Raw genomic sequence first — 17,256 nt, 5'->3', positions numbered from 1 at the left:
TTGCCGCTCCCGGGATGGCCCCGCTTTCCGACGGACGACATTCCGGGCCGAGAATGCGGTGTCGACCGCGCATTCTCTCTTTCGGAGCCGGCTCAGGCGCACGGAAAACGATCCGCGGCCCGAATTCCCATGGATTGCGAGAATCACTTGCATTACAATTTTCCAACAACCAATTTTTCTTCCTCTCCCCACAAGGAGCCCGCGATGACCGAGCCGCTTTATTCTTCCTGCATACGGGGGGCAAGAAGCGTTCTCTCCCTGGCCCGGGCTTCCCTTTCCTACCACCTCGCCCGGCGGGGCGCGGACGCTCCCATTGGGTATCCCGACACGGCGTACGAACTGCCGGTCGCCTTCGGCCTGACGGACCTGAACGTCACGACCCTCGGCGGCGCCGAAAAGCTCCTCGGCCTGGCGGAGGGGCTCCTCCGGAATCCCCCCACGCTGGAGAATGCGCTCGACGCCGGAGCGGCCACGCTCCTCTCCGCGGAGGTGCTGGGGGCGCTCTCCCACAAGGACGGCAACCCGTTTCCGCCGCCTTCGGTGGGGTTCATCCCCGACTCGATCCTGCGCAGGCTCGGCATCTTCATGGTCGACGGCTCCGTTCCGGGGGTCGCGGTGGTCATCGGAAGGGCAACGGACCCTGCGGCCGCGGCGGCCATGATCCGCCAGTTCCAGGAGATCGGCCTCCTCGTTTTCCTGGCCGGAGACGTGGTCTCGCAGATGAACCTGGCCGGGGTGAAGTTGGGCGACGACTTCAGGACGTTCCCGCTGGGCCCGCTCCCCGCGGTCATCCACGCCGTCAACTTTGCGGTGCGGGCGGGCTTGACCTTCGGCGGCCTCGGGCGCGGGCAGACCGCCGCGATGTACAACTACCTGGGCCACCGGGTCAAGGCGTTCGTCTGCGCGCTGGGGCCCCTGGACGAGATCGCGCTGGCGGTGGCCGCCGGGGCGATCAAGGCGGGGTTTCCGGTGCTCTCGGACCAGAATGTCCCGGAGATCCCCGGTGTCCTCTTCCGACGTCCCGCCGGCGAGGAGATGGTCAGAACCGGGATGGAAGCCCGGGGGATCAAAGTCAAGATCGTCAAGGTCCCGATCCCGATCGCGTTCGGACCGGCCTACGAAGGGGAGCGGATCCGGAAGTCGGACACCCACGCCGAGTTCGGCGGCGGGCGCTCCACCGCGTATGAACTGGTCGTCTCTGCGCCACTCTCGGAGGTGCGGGACCGGGAGATCACGGTCACCGGCCCGGACATCGCTGACATCCCGAAGGGCGGGACGCTCCCCTTGGGGATCGTGGTCACGGTCGCGGGGAACCGGATGCAGAAGGACTTCGAGTCGGTGTTGGAGCGGCGGATCCACCGCATCGTCAACTACGGGGAGGGGACGATGCACGTGGCCCAGCGGGACACCACGTGGATCCGCGTGTCCGGCGAGGCGGTTGCCAAGGGGTTTACGCTGACGGACCTGGGGAGGATGCTCTACGCCAAATTGCACGCCGATTTCGAGAACATTGTCGACAGGGTATCCGTGTCGATTTCCACCGGGGAGGGGGATGTCCGGAAGGGGCTGGCGTTCGCCAAGACGGTCTACGCCGAGCGCGACGCGCGGGCGCAGACGCTGACCGACGACGCCGTGGAGGAGTTCTACTCCTGCACGCTGTGCCAGTCGTTCGCCCCCAACCACGTCTGCATCGTCGCTCCGGAACGCCTGGGCCTGTGCGGGGCCATCAACTGGCTCGACGGGAAAGCCGGCTACGAGATCACTCCGACCGGCCCGAACCAGCCGGTCAAGAAGGGCGCCTCGCTCGACCCCGTCAAGGGGGCGTGGGACGGCGTGAACGCGTTCGTCCGCGAGCATTCCCGCAACACCGTCCCCGGCTTCAACCTCTACTCGATCATGGACGCCCCGATGACCTCCTGCGGATGCTTCGAGTGCATCCTGGCGGTGATCCCCGAGGCCAACGGCGTGATGGTGGTCAACCGCGAGTTCGCGGGCGCCGGGACGCCGTGCGGCATGGGGTTCTCGACGCTTGCCGGCTCGGTCGGTGGAGGCATCCAGACCCCCGGCTTCATGGGCGTGGGGAAGCATTACCTTCTCAGCAGGAAGTTCCTGGGCGCCGAGGGGGGGCTCCCCCGCCTCGTGTGGATGACGAAGGAGATGAAGGAGCAGCTCGGGACGGACCTGCGGGTCCGGGCCGCCGAGATCGGGATGCCGGACCTGGTCGACAAGATCGCCGACGAGACGATTGCGAGCACTCCCGACCGGCTGGTCGAGTACTTGAGGAAAGTCGGGCACCCGGCCCTCTCGATGCCGCCGCTCCTATGACGATCCCGTCGGCCGCGCGGTGCTATCCGGGGAGGATCCTTTCCGTTACCCTGCCGGCGGCGCCGGGAGGAACCCCCGTGACCGTCGGCGGACAAAACGCCCTCCCGTTGGTTCCCGAGGGAGACCGGCCGCACCGGGCGGCGGTCGGGATGGAGGTCGGTACCGGGGTATGCGAGCCGCCTCCCTCCCTCGCGCGGGCGGTGGAAAACCGGGAAAAAGACCCGGTCTCCTTCGCGAAAGCCTGCGTGGAGGAGTGGGGGGCGCAGTTTCTCTTCCTCTCCCTCTCCGGATGCCACCCCGACGGCGGAGGACAAACGGTTTCGCTGGGCGCAAGGATCCTGCGGGAGGTTCTCACCGCGGTACCCTGTCCGGTGATCGTGGGCGGGTGCGGCGAGGAGGAGATCGATGCAAAGCTGTTCCCCGCCGTTGCGGAGGCGGCCCCCCGCCCGGTCTTCCTCTCGTATGCCGACGAGAAAAACTACCGGCTTGTCGGCGGCGCGGCGATGGCGTACGGGCACGGGGTCGTGTCGTGGTCCCCGATCGACATCAACATGGCCAAGCAGATCAACCTGCTCCTGTCGGACATCGGCGTCCCGGCCAGGCGAATCCTGATCGACCCGCTCACGGGAGGGCTGGGGTACGGGCTCGAATACACGTTCTCCATCGTGGAACGGATCCGGCTGGCGGGGTTGGGCGGCGACGGGATGCTCGCCCTCCCCGTGCTGTGCCACCTGGGGGACGCGTGGAAAGCGCGGGAGGCCGTGGAGGTTTCCGAACCCTCCTGGGGGGACGTAGTCGTCCGCGGCCGCCGGTGGGAAGAGGCGACCGGCTGGGCCTGCCTGGCCGCGGGTGCGGACCTCCTGGTGTGCAGGCACCCGGAGAACGTGGCGGCATTCCGGGGGATGGCATGGCGCTGACCGCCCTCGAAATCTACAAGCTGCTCCCCAAGACCAACTGCAAGGACTGCGGATTCCCCACTTGTCTCGCGTTCGCGATGCAGTTGGCGGGAGGAAAAGAAAAGATCGAGAAGTGCGAACACGCCTCCGAGGAGGCCAAGCAGACGCTCGGCGCGGCCTCGGCGCCCCCCCTCCCCAAGGTTCTCGTGGGGACCGGCGACCGGACCGTCACGCTGGGCGACGAAGTGGTGCTGTTCCGGCACGAGAAGACCTTCTACCACCCGACCGCCATCGCGGTGTCGGTTTCCGACGCGCTTTCGGAGGAAACCCTGCGGGAGCGCGTGCGGGGCATCTCGGCACTTTCCTTCGAGCGGGTAGGACAGGCCCTTTCCGTCGACCTGGTGGCGGTGCGATGCGAATCGGGCGACCCGGCGCGTTTTGCCGCGGCCGCGGCGTCGGCGCTTGCGACGGGCGGCAAGCCGCTCCTGCTCGTCGGCCCCTGTGCCGTCCTCGAGGCTGCCGTCGGGGTGGCGGGAACCTCCCGGCCGCTGTTGTGCCCCCCTCCCGAGGAAACGGGGAACGGTGCGAGGCTGGCCGCGTCGGGGAAGCTACCGCTCGTGGTGCGCGCACGGGGGATCGAGGGGCTCGCGAAAGCGCTCGCAATCGCCCGGACGGCGGGGGCGACGGATCTTGTCGCCGACCCGATGTCCGCCGACGCGTTGCAGGCCGTCGCCGATTCCGTCTTCATCCGCAGGCTCGCCATCACGCACCGGGCGAGAGAGATCGCGTACCCGACCGCATTCGATCTCGGGCAGGGGTTCCCGCAACCTTTCGCGGCCGCCTGCCTCCTCGTATCCAAATACGGCTCGCTCCTTGTGCTCGACACCGCCGACCCCGCGGAGATCTTCCCGATCCTCACGCTTCGACAGAACCTCTTCACCGACCCGCAGCGCCCGATCCAGGTGGAGCCGGGGATCTACCCCATCGGGAAAGTCACTCCCTCCTCGCCGGTCCTCGTCACCACCAACTTCTCCCTGACCTACTTCACGGTGCGCAGCGACGTCGAATCGGCGAAAACTCCGGCGTACCTGCTGATCGCGGAGTGCGACGGGATGTCGGTGCTCACCGCCTGGGCGGCGGGGAAATTCACCGCCGAGAGCATCGCGAGGATCCTGACCGAGAGCGGCATCGCCGAGCAGGTCGGGCATCGGACGCTCATCCTCCCCGGAATGGTGGCGCGCCTTTCGGGGAAGATCGAGGAGCTCGCACCGTGGCGCGTTCTGGTCGGGCCTCAGGAGTCCTCCGCGCTCCCCTCCTATCTCCGCCGGCTGCCGCCGGCGGCGTTCGCGGCGGCCCATGGGTGACTCCTCCGGCGGGCGCCTCCGGTTCCTCCCGGAGGGCGTTACCACATCTCTTTCCACCGGAGAGACGATCCTCGCTCACGCGATTCGCGCGGGGGTGGCGATCCTCTCGCCGTGCGGCGGCGAGGGTCGCTGCGGCAAGTGCCGCGTCGCCGTGACCGGAAACATCCGGGGCGACAGCGATCCCGGTATCCTTTCCCCGGAGGATCGCCGCTCCGGGATCCGCCTCTCCTGCCGGTGCGTTCCCCTTGACGGCGAGGTGGGCGTCACGGTTCTCCCGGAGAGCCGCCCCGCTCGCCTGTCGGCGTACATCGACGGAAGGGAGATGGCGGAGAACGGCCCGTATCTCCCCTTTCACGTGGTCCCCGAGAAAGGGACCCCCCTTGGGGTAGCCCTCGACGTCGGAACCAGCACGTTGGCGGGTGTCCTGATCGACCTCCGGGACGGGGCCGTACTGGCCCGCGCCACGGCAGACAACCCGCAAATGGTCTGCGGGGAGGACCTGATCTCGCGGATTGTCTACGGGGAGGAGAACCCCGACGGGTTTCCCCTCCTGCGCCGCCTTCTTCTGCGCGGCCTGGACAAGGTGATCGCCGACCTGCTCGCCTTCTCCCCCGAGCCCGGGAAGATCGTCGAGGTCACCGCGGCGGGGAACACGGTCCTCTCCCACATCCTCTACGGCCTCTCCCCCGCGCCGGTCCGCCGGCCCCCCCACCGGCCCACGCTCAAGGAATACCCCGTAAAGACGGGAAAGGAGCTCGGCGTCTCCAACGCCCCTTCCGCCCGCTTCCGGATCTTCCCCTCCATCGGGGGATTCGTCGGCGGGGACATCGTCGCCGGGATCCTGGCTTCCGGCATGCACCGGTCGGAGGCCGTGTCGCTCCTTTTCGACGTGGGAACCAACGGCGAGGTGGCGTTGGGCAACCGGGAGTTCCGGATCGCCTGCTCCTCCTCGGCGGGCCCGGCGTTCGAGGGAGGAGAAGTAGCGTGCGGGATGCGGGCTTATCCCGGGGCGATCGAGTCGGTCCGGATCGACCCGGAGAGCCTGGCGGCCGAGTACACCGTGATCGGCAGCGGGAAGCCCGCGGGGGTGTGCGGCTCGGGCATCCTCGACCTGTGCGCGGAGCTCTTCCGGGCGGGGCTCATCGACCGGACGGGTCGCTTTGTATCGCGCGCCGGCGCCCCCTTCCGCGAGACGGAGCGCGGGAGAGCCTTCGTCGTCGTGGAGGCGGACCGGAGCGCCACCGGTGCGGACATCTCCTTCACCGCTTCCGACCTGAAATGCGTCATCCGGACGAAGGCGGCGCTGTGCGCCGCGGCGGACGCTCTCCTGCAGGTGGTCGGGCTCTCCCGGGAGGAGGTGGAGCGGGTCTATATCGCCGGGGGATTCGGCAACTTCCTCGACCTGCGGTCGGCGCTCACGATCGGGGTCTTCCCGCCTTTTCCGCTGAAGAAATTCGTCCCCCTCGGGAACGCCTCTCTGGCAGGGGCGATCGGGGCGCTGCGCAGCCGGAAACGGTGGGAGGAGGCGGCCGCGCTGGCCCCCTCCACGGCCTACCATGACCTGTCCTCCGACCCCGCCTTCATGGACCTCTACCAGCGCGCCCTGTTCCTCCCGCACACGGATGTCGAGAGCTACCGCGCAAACCTCTCCCCGGAGATCGCAAGGTGATGAACGACCTCCCGCCGTTCCTGGCGACCGGCGTGGGCAGCCTGCCACACACCGATCCCGACAAGGCGGTGCGCCTCGTCCTTTCAGGCTTCCGGGAGATCCCGTGCTGGCCCCAACTCCCTCGCAGGACCTTTCTCGAGAACATGTACGTCCAGGTTGCAGCCGGGCTGCCGGGAGCGAACATCGAAGGGGGGAAGCTATTCGTGGAAGGAGGGGAAGGCGTGCTGCCCGAAGCCGAGGCCTTCTACGAACGGTTCCTCTCGGAGGACACGGCTTCCTTCGCCATCCCTGAGGAAAGGGCAGCCGCGCTGCACCGCTTCCTGGAGGATGCGAACGGCCCGTATCCCGCCGTCAAGGGGCAGGTCACGGGCCCGGTCTCCTTCGGCCTGATGATCACCGACCGGCAGAAGAAGCCTGTCTTCTACGACCCCGTCGGCAGGGACGTCCTGGTGAAGCACCTTCTCCGCGTCGCCCAGTGGCAGGTCGCCGCGCTCTCCCGCCTTTCCCCCAACGTCATCCTCGTCCTGGACGAACCGTACCTCGCCTCGGTGGGCTCCGCCATCCTCTCCCTGGGAAAGGAAGAGGTCATCGGCTGCCTCAACGAAATCTTCGATGGCTTGCCGGGGGCGCTGTGCGGCGTGCACTGCTGCGCGAACACCGATTGGGGTCTGGTCCTTTCCTCGCGGGTGGGATACCTGTCCTTCGACGCCTACGAGTACGCCGATTCCCTCCTGCTCTATCCGGAGGAGGTGAAGGCGTTTCTTCGCCGCGGGGGAAAGCTCGCCTTCGGGATCGTGCCGACGTCAGCCGAGGGGATCCGCCGCGAAACCCCGGAAACGCTGGCCGAAAGGATGGAGTCCATCCTGCGGAAATTCGAGGCGCGGAAGATCTCCCGCGAAGATGTGATCCGTGCGGCGTTCCTTACCCCCGCCTGCGGACTGGGCACTCTCTTGGAGGAGGAGGCGGAACGTGCGGTCCGCCTGGCCGGCGAGCTCTCCGCCCTTCTGCGGCGCCGGCACGGAGGCACGGCGAGGTGACGCTCATGATTGCCATCGCCGGGAAGGGGGGGGTGGGAAAGACCACCTGTTCGGCGCTGCTGCTGCGCGCCCTGGCCGCGTCGGGCGTCCGGCCGCTCCTGGCGGTGGACGCCGACCCCAACGCCAACCTCCACCTGCTCCTGGGGTTCCCCGCGCCAAAGGGGCTGGGATCGCTTCGGGAGGAGCTCCTTGCCTCCCGCGACGGGGCAACCTCCAAGGAAGCGCTCCTCGAAGCGATGGTCCAGCAGCGGGTCGCGGAAGGGAAGGACGTCGATCTCGTCACGATGGGCCGCGGTGAAGGGCCGGGGTGCTACTGCTACGTGAACAACCTCCTGCGCCAGTCACTCTCCCGTCTCGCCGGCGGTTATGAAGCGGCCGTCGTCGACAACGAGGCCGGGATGGAGCACCTCTCCCGGCGCAACCTGCGCCGGATCGACCAACTGGTGCTCGTCGCCGACCCTTCCCCACGCGGGATTTCGGCCGCTTGCGCCATCCGCGAACTGGCGGACCAGCTTGCCCTCCCCGTCGGCAAGGTCTGGCTTCTCCTCAACCGGCCGTATGCCGCGGGGGACCGAGGAGACGCGCCTTCCCTCCCGATCCCGCTCCTGGCCGCGATCCCGCACGACCCGACGCTGCCCGCCTGGGAGGCGTCCGGCCGCTCCTTCCTCGATCTGCCGGACAGTTCCCCGGCCGCTTCCGCGATGTTCGGGGCCATCCGGAGCCTGGTTCCGGGGAACGCGCGATGAAGATCCTCTTCTCGGTGCAGGGCAGGTATGGGGAACGGGTAGCCGAAAACGTCCGGGCGAACGGCCCGAAGGAGTGGGAGGTTGCCGTGCTGCGGCTTCCCGCCCACCTCCCGTTGGTAATCGACGATCCGGACGAGTTCCTTCCCTCCCCGCTGCCCCCCTCTGACCTGCTCGTCTCCCTCCACGAGAGCCCCGGCGCGGCGGAGCTCATCCCCGATATCGCCAAGGGCTGCGGCGCCGGAGCGGTGCTGGCCGCGGTGGACGACCGGACCGCCTGCCCCACCGGCCTGGAGAACCAGATCCGCAAGCGGCTCGCCGCCATGGGCATCGCCCACGCCTTCCCCCGCCCTCTGTGCGGGTTCGACGGCGGTCCGGACAGGCGGCTCGATGAATTCGCGGCGAAGTTCGGACGGCCGAAGTTCCGGGTCGAACGGGACGGGGACCGGGTGACGTCGGTCGAGGTCCTGCGCGACGCGCCGTGCGGGTCGGCGAAATTCGTCGCGTCCATCCTCTCCGGAGTCCGCATCACGGAAGCGCCCGACACCGGGGCGCTGCGGCACCACCACCATCCCTGCCTCGCGTCGATGGAGATCGACCCCGGTCTTCAGGACACGATCATGCACTTGTCCGGCTACATCGTGCGCGCTGCGATCAAGTCGGCGCTGAAGGAGTAACCGACTAACCCCTGTAGAGGTCGAGGACTTCCCGCACGACCCGGATCAGCGTGTCGGCTCGGTACGGCTTGGGGAGGAATGCGGAGGCCCGGTAGGTCTCCCCCGACGGGTAACCGCTGGACAAGATGACCTTTGCGTGCGAGTTGAGGTTGCGGATCCGCGTCAGGACCTCGGACCCGGACAGGTGCGGCATCGTGAGGTCCAGGATCACGAGGTCGAACCGGTCCCGCTGCCGGATGTAGAGGTCGACCGCCTCCTGCCCGTCGGCCGCCGTCACGACGGAATAGCCGTGGATCTCGAGGATCTGCTGCGCGAAGTTCCGGATCATCTCCTCGTCATCCACCAGGAGGATCGTTTCCTTCCCCGTCCTCGCCTTGGCTTTTTCCGGGGGCGGGAGTTTCTCTGCCTGCCGTTCTTCCGCCCGCGGCAAGTAGGCATGGAAGGTCGTCCCCTTCCCCGTCTGGCTTTCCAGAGTGATCCACCCCTCGTGCTGCTTCATGATGCCATACACGGTGGAGAGCCCGAGACCCGTTCCCCGTCCCAGTTTCTTCGTGGTGAAAAACGGCTCGAAGATCCGCCGCTGGGTCGCCTTGTCCATGCCGGAACCGTTGTCCGAAATCGACAGGACGACGAAATCCCCCCGGCGCGCGTAGGGGTGCTGCCGGCAGTATTCCTCCCCGATGGCAGCATTTCCCGTGAGAATTCGGATCCTGTATCTTCCCGACGGCTCTTCGGTGCGTGGTTTCCCTTCCAGGCACTCCATGATCGCGTCCCGGGCGTTCACGCAGAGGTTCATCATCACCTGGTGCATCTGGTTGGGGTCGGCTTTCGCCAGCCAGAGATCGCCGGTGAGAAAGGTCTCCACTTCGATCCGTTTGTCGATCGCCTGAGCAAAAAGGTCCACGACCTCCTGCGCCAGTTTCCCCAGGTCGATGGCCCGCCGCTCCGAGGGGGAGCGACGGGAAAAGTCCAGGAGCTGGCGGACCATGTTGGCAGCCCGCTCCGAAGCCTTGATCGATTCCTGGATGGGAAGCGCCGCGAGGGACTCGGGAGGGATGGCCTCGCTGGCCAGGTCGAGGTTCCCGAGGATCCCGGTGAGGATGTTGTTGAAGTCGTGGGCGACCCCACCGGCAAGCGTGCCCACGGCTTCCATCTTTTGCATCTCGATGATCTGCCGCTCCAGGCGGCGGCTTTCCGTGACGTCGGTGCCGGTCGCGATCACCGAGGTCACTTGCCCGGCCGAATCCCGAAGGGCCGCGTGGTTCCAGACCACCAGCCGTTCCTCGCCCGTCCTCGACACGATCGGGAACTCGAGGTTGGACGGAACGTTGCCTTTGAGTACGTCTGCGAATGCCCTCAGGTAGGAATCCCGCGCCGTCCCGGAGATCAGCAACCCGGCCATCTCCCGGCCGGAGACCTGCTCCCCGTGGTATCCCGTCATCTCCTCGAATTGGCGGTTGACCAGGAGAACCTCTCCGCGGGGGCCCAGCTGCGCGACGAGGACCCCGGCGATGGCGAGGATCTTCGCGGAGAAATCGCGCTCCTTGCGCAGATCCTCCAGAAACTGTTTCCTCTGGGTAATGTCCCGAAGGATGATCATCCCGAGCGGCCCGCTGAACTTCGGGATCCAAGTCGCCTTTTTGTACTCCCTGGGGAGCCACGTGGCGATGACTTCCCCGCTGAAGGAGGATCCGTCCTTTCGCAGGATTTCCGCCTCCCACTCGAAGCGTCCGCCGTCCTCGCCGCCGCCGCGAAGGCTCCTCGCCATCTCCGGCTTCTCTTGTGAATCCTTGAGGATCACGGCGGGATCCATCCCGACGAGCTCTTCCTCCCGGTATCCGAGCATCGCCGCCGCCGCGAGGTTGACCCGGACGACCTTCTCTCCACGAACGAGAATCACACCGTCCCGCTGCGTCCGAAGGAGGTCGTCGTACGCCCCTTTCGCGCAAACGAAGAATTCGTACCGCCTCGCGCTCTGAACGGCCCCTCCGACGCGGTGGGCCAGCGCGGAGACGGCCTCCATCTCCAGCCGGTCGAAGGCGGAACGGGCGTCCGCGTAGATGGTCAGCGCCATCGGCTGCTGCCCGTCGGGTTCGATGCGAACGGAGGCCGCGCTGCGGACGCCGGATTCCGCGAGGACCTTCTCCCATGCCGCCATGCGGGGGTTCCTCCGCATGCGGTTCACAACGCACGCCTCTCCCGTTCGAAGCGCACGACCCGTGGGCCCCTGCCCTTCCGGGGCATCGTCCCACCGGATGGCAGCGCTCGTGAGGGGCGCTTCCCCCTCTCCCGCGTGTTTCACGACCCGGACGGAGCCATCGAGCTCCCCGGCAGCGATCCATGCCAGGCGGTATCCTTTGCGCCGCGAAAGCACCTCGCACACGTTGAACAGGATCCGGTTTTCATCCAGGACGCCGATCAGGGACTGGTCCACCTCGGAGATCAGCCGGAACCGGCCCTCCAGCCGCTCCTTCAGGAGGAACCACCGCTCGGTGAGCGCGAACCCGGATGCCAGGAGGAAGGAAACCAGCAGGGAGAACCTCTCCACCGTGGGGTCGAAGATTCCGGAGGCGGTTTCGGAGAGGCTGCCGGCAAGTGCGTACACCCGAAGCCCTCCCAGGATGAGAAGCCCCAGAGAAACCAGGATCCAGGGGCGCCCCAGCCGGCGGGTATAGACGAACCGGACCGAAAGAAACGCCGCGAGAAACTGGAAAAATGCTGACCCGACGAGGATCGCGATCACGTAATCTCTCCCAGGGATAGCTCCCTGACCCTCCGATTCCCTCTATTTATCGGTTTTTTATCGCCCTTTATTTAGTCCATTTTCCGAAAAAATCCTATTCTTCTCCGGTACCTCCATCCTTTAAACTGTTACCGTCATCTAACACCTGAAGAACACTTCCGGGGACAGGAGGAAACGATGGGACAGGTAGTTCACACCTCGCGGATCGTCATCACGCGGGAAAAAGGCCCGACGCGAAAGGCGATGATCGAGGGGTTCGCGGAACCGGTCTACTACGGCGTCCACGGCGGGATCAAGCACTTCTACAAGGTCGAGCCGGAAAAGGAGCATGCCGCCACGCTCGATCACATCGTCGGGGCGGTGGGGGGCTGAATGATGGGGACACTGGCCACGGTGCTGGCCGGAAGGAAGATCCCCACGTTCGGCGATCGGTTCAGGGCCGACGTGGAAGGAGACGTCGAGGACGTGGACGGCGTGCTGCGCATCACGAAAATCCGGGTAAAATACACGCTCAAGGTCCCCCCGGGGAAAACAGCAGACGCACGCGAGGCGCTCAAGGTTTACGAGGAGAAATGTCCCGCGGCGATGAGCGTGAAGGGGGCCATCGAGATCAGCGACTGCGCGGAGATCACCGAGTTGGCGGGGGACACCCGATGAAAGCCGCCGTATGCGAAGCCTTCGGGAAACCGCTGGTCCTTTCGGAAGTGCCGACGCCTTCCCCTGGACCCCGCGAAGCGCTGATCCGGGTGAGCGGCTGCGGGGTCTGCCACAGCGATCTCCACCTGGTCGACGGGGACTGGAAGGACTGGGGAACACCCCTGCCCATCGTTCCGGGACACGAGGCGACCGGCATCGTGGAAAAGGTGGGAAGCGAAGTGAAAACCCTCGCCCCCGGAGACCGGGTAGGCATTCCTTGGATGCAATTCGCCTGCGGGGAGTGCGCCCCCTGCAAGTCCGGGGCGGAGATGCTCTGTGCCGCCCAGAAAAGCACCGGCGTCACCGTGAACGGCGGCTACGCGGAGTTCGTCAAGGCGCCTGCGGCCTTTACCCACAGGATACCGGAGGGTCTCGACCTCGTGGAGGCGGCTCCCCTTCTGTGCGCCGGGATCACGGTCTTCGCGCCGCTTCGCCGGGCGGGGAACCTGGCCGGGAAAACCGTCGCGGTGGCGGGGATCGGCGGACTGGGACACCTGGGGCTTCGCATGGCGTCCGCGATGGGGGCGCGGGTCGTGGCCATCCTCCGCGGGGAAGAGAAGATTCCCCTCGCGAGGCAGATGGGGGCCAGCGAGATCATCGATGCGGAAAAGGAGAAGATCGGGAAACGGCTTTCCTCGATGGGAGGAGCGGACCTGATCCTGCTGACGGGGATCTCCGCCCGCCTCTTCGAGCAGTGCATCCCGGGCCTGGGCCCCAACGGGACCCTCGTGGTGCTGGCGGCCATCGCGGAGAAAGCCTCCCTGATCCCCGCGGGCCTCATCACGGGGCAGAAGCACATCTGCGGCTCCGTGATCGGCACACGGGACGACATGGACGCCATGCTGCGGTTTGCCGCCGACCACGGGATCGCGCCGCTGGTGGAGCGGCATCCGCTGAAAAACACCAACGAGGTCCTGGAGAGGCTGCGCAAAGGGAAGGTCCGACTCCGCGCCGTGCTTACCCCCTGATGTAGGGCAGGCCGGCATTGCGCCGGCCTGCCCTTGTCCACCTTGACGATGCGCGCCTTGCCGCACAGGAGGAAACCGTGAAAGCCATCCGCGTCCACCAGTACGGCGAACCCGAGAACCTCGCGATGGAGAACCTCCCCGTTCCGAAACCCGGCAAGGGGGAGGCGCTCGTCAAGCTCGAGGCGATCGGGGTCAATTTCATCGACGTCTATCAGCGGATGGGGCTCTACCGATCCCCCCTTCCCTTTACCCCGGGCAACGAGGGGTCCGGCGTCGTTGCGGAGACGGGACCCGGGGTCGGCGAGGTGGCCGTGGGCGACCGGGTCGCGTACGCCGGGGCACTCGGCTCCTACGCGGAATATGCGGTCGTCCCCTCCTGGCGGCTGATCAAGCTCCCCGACGGGGTCGACGGCGGATTGGCCGCGGCGGCGATGCTCCAGGGGATGACGGCCCATTACCTGACTCACAGCACCTATCCTCTCCAGCCCGGGGACACCTGCCTTGTTCACGCGGCGGCCGGCGGCGTCGGCCTCCTGTTGGCGCAAATGGCCAGGCGGCGGGGAGCCCGCGTGATCGGCACGGTCTCCACGAAGGAAAAGGCGGAGCTTGCACACGCGTTCGGCGCCGACGAGGTCATCCTCTACACCGAGCGGGACTTCGAGTCCGAGGTGAGACTTCTTACGGGCGGCAAAGGGGTGCAGGTGGTGTACGATTCGGTGGGGCAGACGACCTTCGAGAAGAGCCTGAACTGCCTCGCCCCCCGGGGGTACCTGGCGCTCTACGGACAGTCCAGCGGGCCCGTGCCGCCGTTCGACCCTCAGATCCTCAACACCAAGGGGGGGCTGTTTTTGACCCGGCCCTCCCTGGGCCAGTACACGGCGACGCGTGAAGAACTCCTTTGGAGGGCGAACGTCGTGCTCGGGTGGGTGGCCTCCGGGGAGCTCAAGGTCCGGATCGCCGCGAGGTTCCCGTTGCCGGAGGCGGCGGAGGCCCATCGGCAGCTTTCGGGACGGAAAACCACGGGAAAGGTCCTGCTCCTCCCGTAACCGGAAGGCACAAAGATGCCGAAGGAAAAGCCGCCCGTCACGCCGGCCGTCCGTGTCCTCCGCGCATCGAAGATCCCGTACACAGACCACCTCTACGTCTACGAGGAGAAGGGGGGAACCGCAGTCTCCTCCCGGGAGTTGGGGGTGGACGAGCACGTCGTCGTCAAGACCCTCATCCTGGAGGACGACGGAAGGAACCCGCTCGTGATGCTGATGCACGGCGACCGGCAGGTATCCACGAAGGATCTGGCACGGATCATCGGCGTTAAAACCGTGATTCCCTGCTCTCCCGAAACCGCGCTGAAACATACGGGGTACCTGGTGGGAGGAACCTCTCCCTTCGGCACGCGCAAGGAGATGCCGGTCTACATGGAAGATACGATCCTGGATCTTCCGAAGATCTACATCAACGGCGGGAAGCGCGGATACCTGGTCGGGGTCGATCCGAAAGATGTCGCCCGGATCCTGAAACCAACCCTGGTCCGGGTGGCGATTCGATGAATCCTTTCGAAAATCGTTCAGGCGGCGGAGATTTCCATCTCTTTCGTGTATCTGCCGTGGCGCGCCGCCCCGTTGCACCTGGCCCGATGATAAAAAGTACGCTGCGCCCCAGGGACATTCGCGGGAATTCCTCTCCAAGTCTTGAGGACCGGGTCCTGGAGGGCGCGTCCGTAAGAGAAGCTCAGCTCCCAGGGTTGTTTCCCGAGCGCGTTCATGGCGTTCAAATGTTCGGTTGCCTGCCCGGCGGACTGGCCTCCGGAGAGGAAGACGATGCCGGGAACGGCCGACGGGACGACCCTGCGAAGGCAACGCACGGTGGCTTCCGCTACTTCGGCAACGCTCGCCTGTTTCGGGCACTCCTTGCCGGAAAGCACCATGTTGGGCTTGAGGAGCGTCCCCTCAAGGACAACTCGGTGTTCCAGGAGCTCGGAGAAGACGAGACTCAACATCGTCATCGTGACTTCCTCGCAACGTTCGATGGTGTGGGAGCCGTCCATGAGGACTTCCGGCTCGACGATCGGTACAAGCCCTGCCTCCTGGCACAGGGCGGCATAGCGGGCGAGGGCGTGCGCGTTCGCCTTGAGGCAGTACGACGTCGGGATCCCGGCGCCGATTGCGATGACCGCTCGCCACTTCGCGAATCGGGCTCCCGCTTTGCGATACTCCACCAGGCGCTCCCGCAGACCATCGAGCCCCTCCGTGATCTTTTCCCCGGGGAACCCCGCAAGGGCCTTGGCCCCCTGGTCCACCTTGATTCCGGGGAGGATCCCCGGACGGGAAAGGACTTCCGGGAAAGGAGTCCCGTCCGAGGCCTTCTGCCGAATGGTTTCGTCGAACAGGATCACCCCGCTGATGAACTCCGAAACGCCGGGGGTCGTGAACAGAAGCTCCCGGTAAGCCCTGCGGTGTTCTTCCGTGGAAGGAACGTCGACGGCTTTCAGGCGCTTCTCGATGGTGGGAGCGCTCTCGTCGGCTGCGAGAATCCCCTTGCCGGCCGCGACGAGAGAACGGGCGACGGATCCGAGTTCGTGCGCCGGCATGAGACCACCCCCAAACGGTATTGTACCTTTCGATTCCTCCCGTGATCCAAGGGTTTCATCCCCCTCGTCTCGCTGCCGGTTCCCCGGCACGTTGCCTCCCCGGTTGGAATTGGCCGGCCGATATGCCAGTCTGGAAGCTATGCGCATCGCCCTTGTGAACACCAACCGGATCCAACCGCCGATCGCGCCGATCGGGCTGGATTACGTGGCCGAGGCGCTCGCCGCATCCGGGCAGGAGGTGGAAATCCTCGACCTCTGCTGGGAGGAAGGATGGGAACAGGCCGTCGCGTCCTTCTTCTCCCGGAGGGAGTACGGCCTGGTCGGGATCTCGATCCGCAACACGGACGACTGTTCACTCGCAAGCCGGGAGTCCTTCCTCCCGGAACACGCCGCCATTTCGAGAACCGTCCGCGAACACACCGGAGGGCTGATCCTTCTTGGAGGCGTCGGCTTTTCCATCATGCCGGAAGAGGTTTTGGACCGGTGCGGGGCCGACGCCGGCATTTGGGGGGACGGAGAGTTCGCCCTGCCGGAACTCGCGGCCAGGCTGGAAAGGGATGAAGATTGGGGCGACCTTTCCAACCTCATCCTTCGCAAAAACGGGAGGTGGCACCGCAATGCCGTTTCAACCCCTCCCCTTGCGGATCTCCCGCCGATGAGCCGGGGATTCCTGGACAACCGCAGGTACTTCCGGGAAGGGGGTCAGGCCGGATTCGAAACGAAGCGGGGCTGTCCGTGCGGCTGCGTCTACTGCGCCGACCCCGTGGCGAAAGGGAAGACCTCCCGACTGCGTCCCGCGGCGGCAGTGGCCGACGAGATCACGCGCCTGCTCGCGCAGGGAATCGACCATGCCCACACCTGCGACAGCGAGTTCAACGTGCCGGAAGCCCACGCGATGGAAGTTTGCCGGGAAATCCTGCGGCGAGGCCTGGGCGAGAAGCTTTGCTGGTACGCCTACTGCGCCCCGGCTCCCTTCTCCCCGCAATTGGCGAACCTGATGCGCCGGGCGGGGTGCCTAGGGATCAACTTCGGCGTGGACTCCGGCGATGACGGAATGCTGCGAAGGCTTGGGCGGAGCTTCAGGTCGGAGGACATCTTCCTCGCCGCCCGGTCCTGCAGGGAGGCCGGCATCACCGTCATGTTCGACCTCCTCATCGGATCTCCGGGGGAGACCCGGGAGAGCATCGTTCGCACGATCGACATGGTAAAAAGAGCCGGTCCCGACCGTGCGGGCGTCGCTGCGGGCGCGCGCGTCTACCCGGGAACGAAGTTGGCCGGATGGGTCCTGCAGGGGGAGCGAAAGAAAGGGCTGATCGGCGGGGAGGACCTCTCCAGGCCGGTTTTTTACATCGACCCCGGGATCGCGCCTTTTCTCTTCGACCTGCTCGACGCGCTTACTCGGGGCGATCCCCGCTTCCTGTTCTTCGATCCGTCGAGACCCGCGAGCAACTACAACTACAACGCCAACCAGCTGCTCGTGGACGCCATCCGCGAAGGATACCGGGGGGCGTACTGGGACATTCTCCGAAGGTACGGGACAAGCTGAACGGA

At 66.4% G+C, this 17,256-nt stretch carries 15 protein-coding genes; 13 read left to right on the top strand and 2 right to left on the bottom strand.

From position 1 onward, the window contains the following. Positions 1-204: 204 nt before the first annotated feature. Genes A2Z13_00165 through A2Z13_00135 form a run of 7 tightly spaced genes read left to right on the top strand, consistent with a single transcriptional unit; the run spans position 205 to position 8,711 of the window. Complete coding sequence (locus tag A2Z13_00165) at positions 205-2,325, top strand: CO dehydrogenase/CO-methylating acetyl-CoA synthase complex subunit beta (protein ID OGP75930.1); 2,121 nt, start codon at positions 205-207, stop codon at positions 2,323-2,325. Continuing rightward, complete coding sequence (locus A2Z13_00160) at positions 2,322-3,242, top strand: hypothetical protein (GenBank protein ID OGP75929.1); 921 nt, start codon at positions 2,322-2,324, stop codon at positions 3,240-3,242. Before A2Z13_00165 ends, A2Z13_00160 begins: the two co-directional genes overlap by 4 nt. After that, positions 3,233-4,585 carry a hypothetical protein gene (locus A2Z13_00155; GenBank protein OGP75928.1) on the top strand — a complete coding sequence of 451 codons (1,353 nt, stop codon included), beginning with the start codon at positions 3,233-3,235 and terminating at the stop codon, positions 4,583-4,585. Before A2Z13_00160 ends, A2Z13_00155 begins: the two co-directional genes overlap by 10 nt. Next, on the top strand, positions 4,578-6,254 hold the full coding sequence (locus tag A2Z13_00150; protein ID OGP75927.1) for a hypothetical protein: 1,677 nt from the start codon (positions 4,578-4,580) through the stop codon (positions 6,252-6,254). The genes A2Z13_00155 and A2Z13_00150 overlap by 8 nt, the downstream gene beginning before the upstream one ends. Beyond that, positions 6,254-7,291 carry a hypothetical protein gene (locus A2Z13_00145; protein ID OGP75926.1) on the top strand — a complete coding sequence of 346 codons (1,038 nt, stop codon included), beginning with the start codon at positions 6,254-6,256 and terminating at the stop codon, positions 7,289-7,291. Before A2Z13_00150 ends, A2Z13_00145 begins: the two co-directional genes overlap by 1 nt. Before the next feature lie 5 nt (positions 7,292-7,296). Then, a complete protein-coding gene (locus A2Z13_00140) occupies positions 7,297-8,037 on the top strand; it encodes a hypothetical protein (protein ID OGP75949.1) in 741 nt (246 codons plus the stop codon). Further along, positions 8,034-8,711 carry a hypothetical protein gene (locus A2Z13_00135; protein OGP75925.1) on the top strand — a complete coding sequence of 226 codons (678 nt, stop codon included), beginning with the start codon at positions 8,034-8,036 and terminating at the stop codon, positions 8,709-8,711. The genes A2Z13_00140 and A2Z13_00135 overlap by 4 nt, the downstream gene beginning before the upstream one ends. Positions 8,712-8,715: 4 nt before the next feature. On the opposite strand, the gene A2Z13_00130 is transcribed toward A2Z13_00135, so the two are convergent. After that, complete coding sequence (locus A2Z13_00130; protein OGP75924.1) at positions 8,716-11,454, bottom strand: hypothetical protein; 2,739 nt, start codon at positions 11,452-11,454, stop codon at positions 8,716-8,718. Between the two features lie 177 nt (positions 11,455-11,631). Between A2Z13_00130 and A2Z13_00125 the strand changes: the two genes are divergently transcribed. The 5 genes from A2Z13_00125 to A2Z13_00105 all read left to right on the top strand — a co-directional run bounded on the left by A2Z13_00125 (position 11,632) and on the right by A2Z13_00105 (position 14,665). After that, positions 11,632-11,826 carry a hypothetical protein gene (locus A2Z13_00125; GenBank protein ID OGP75923.1) on the top strand — a complete coding sequence of 65 codons (195 nt, stop codon included), beginning with the start codon at positions 11,632-11,634 and terminating at the stop codon, positions 11,824-11,826. Then, the gene (locus A2Z13_00120; protein ID OGP75922.1) at positions 11,827-12,111 is read left to right on the top strand and encodes a hypothetical protein; all 285 of its coding nucleotides are present in this window, start codon (positions 11,827-11,829) and stop codon (positions 12,109-12,111) included. Further along, positions 12,108-13,118, top strand: coding sequence for a hypothetical protein (locus tag A2Z13_00115; GenBank protein OGP75921.1), 1,011 nt, complete (start codon positions 12,108-12,110; stop codon positions 13,116-13,118). Before A2Z13_00120 ends, A2Z13_00115 begins: the two co-directional genes overlap by 4 nt. A gap of 77 nt (positions 13,119-13,195) precedes the next feature. Beyond that, the gene (locus A2Z13_00110; protein ID OGP75920.1) at positions 13,196-14,164 is read left to right on the top strand and encodes an NADPH:quinone reductase; all 969 of its coding nucleotides are present in this window, start codon (positions 13,196-13,198) and stop codon (positions 14,162-14,164) included. 15 nt (positions 14,165-14,179) lie between these two features. Then, positions 14,180-14,665: an aminoacyl-tRNA deacylase gene (locus A2Z13_00105; GenBank protein ID OGP75919.1), complete on the top strand. Its 486-nt coding sequence runs from the start codon at positions 14,180-14,182 to the stop codon at positions 14,663-14,665. 17 nt (positions 14,666-14,682) lie between these two features. On the opposite strand, the gene A2Z13_00100 is transcribed toward A2Z13_00105, so the two are convergent. Further along, positions 14,683-15,705, bottom strand: coding sequence for a fructose-bisphosphate aldolase (locus A2Z13_00100; protein ID OGP75918.1), 1,023 nt, complete (start codon positions 15,703-15,705; stop codon positions 14,683-14,685). Between the two features lie 139 nt (positions 15,706-15,844). Here A2Z13_00100 and A2Z13_00095 point away from each other — a divergent pair, with 139 nt between their 5' ends. Then, on the top strand, positions 15,845-17,251 hold the full coding sequence (locus A2Z13_00095) for a hypothetical protein (protein OGP75917.1): 1,407 nt from the start codon (positions 15,845-15,847) through the stop codon (positions 17,249-17,251). The last annotated feature ends 5 nt before the right edge of the window (positions 17,252-17,256 follow it).

Source organism: Deltaproteobacteria bacterium RBG_16_64_85, from assembly GCA_001798885.1.
In the GTDB taxonomy this organism is placed as follows: Bacteria; Desulfobacterota; Deferrimicrobia; order Deferrimicrobiales; family Deferrimicrobiaceae; genus FEB-35.
Note: the sequence above shows the minus strand (reverse complement) of the source record. Positions and strands in the feature narration are given on the sequence as shown.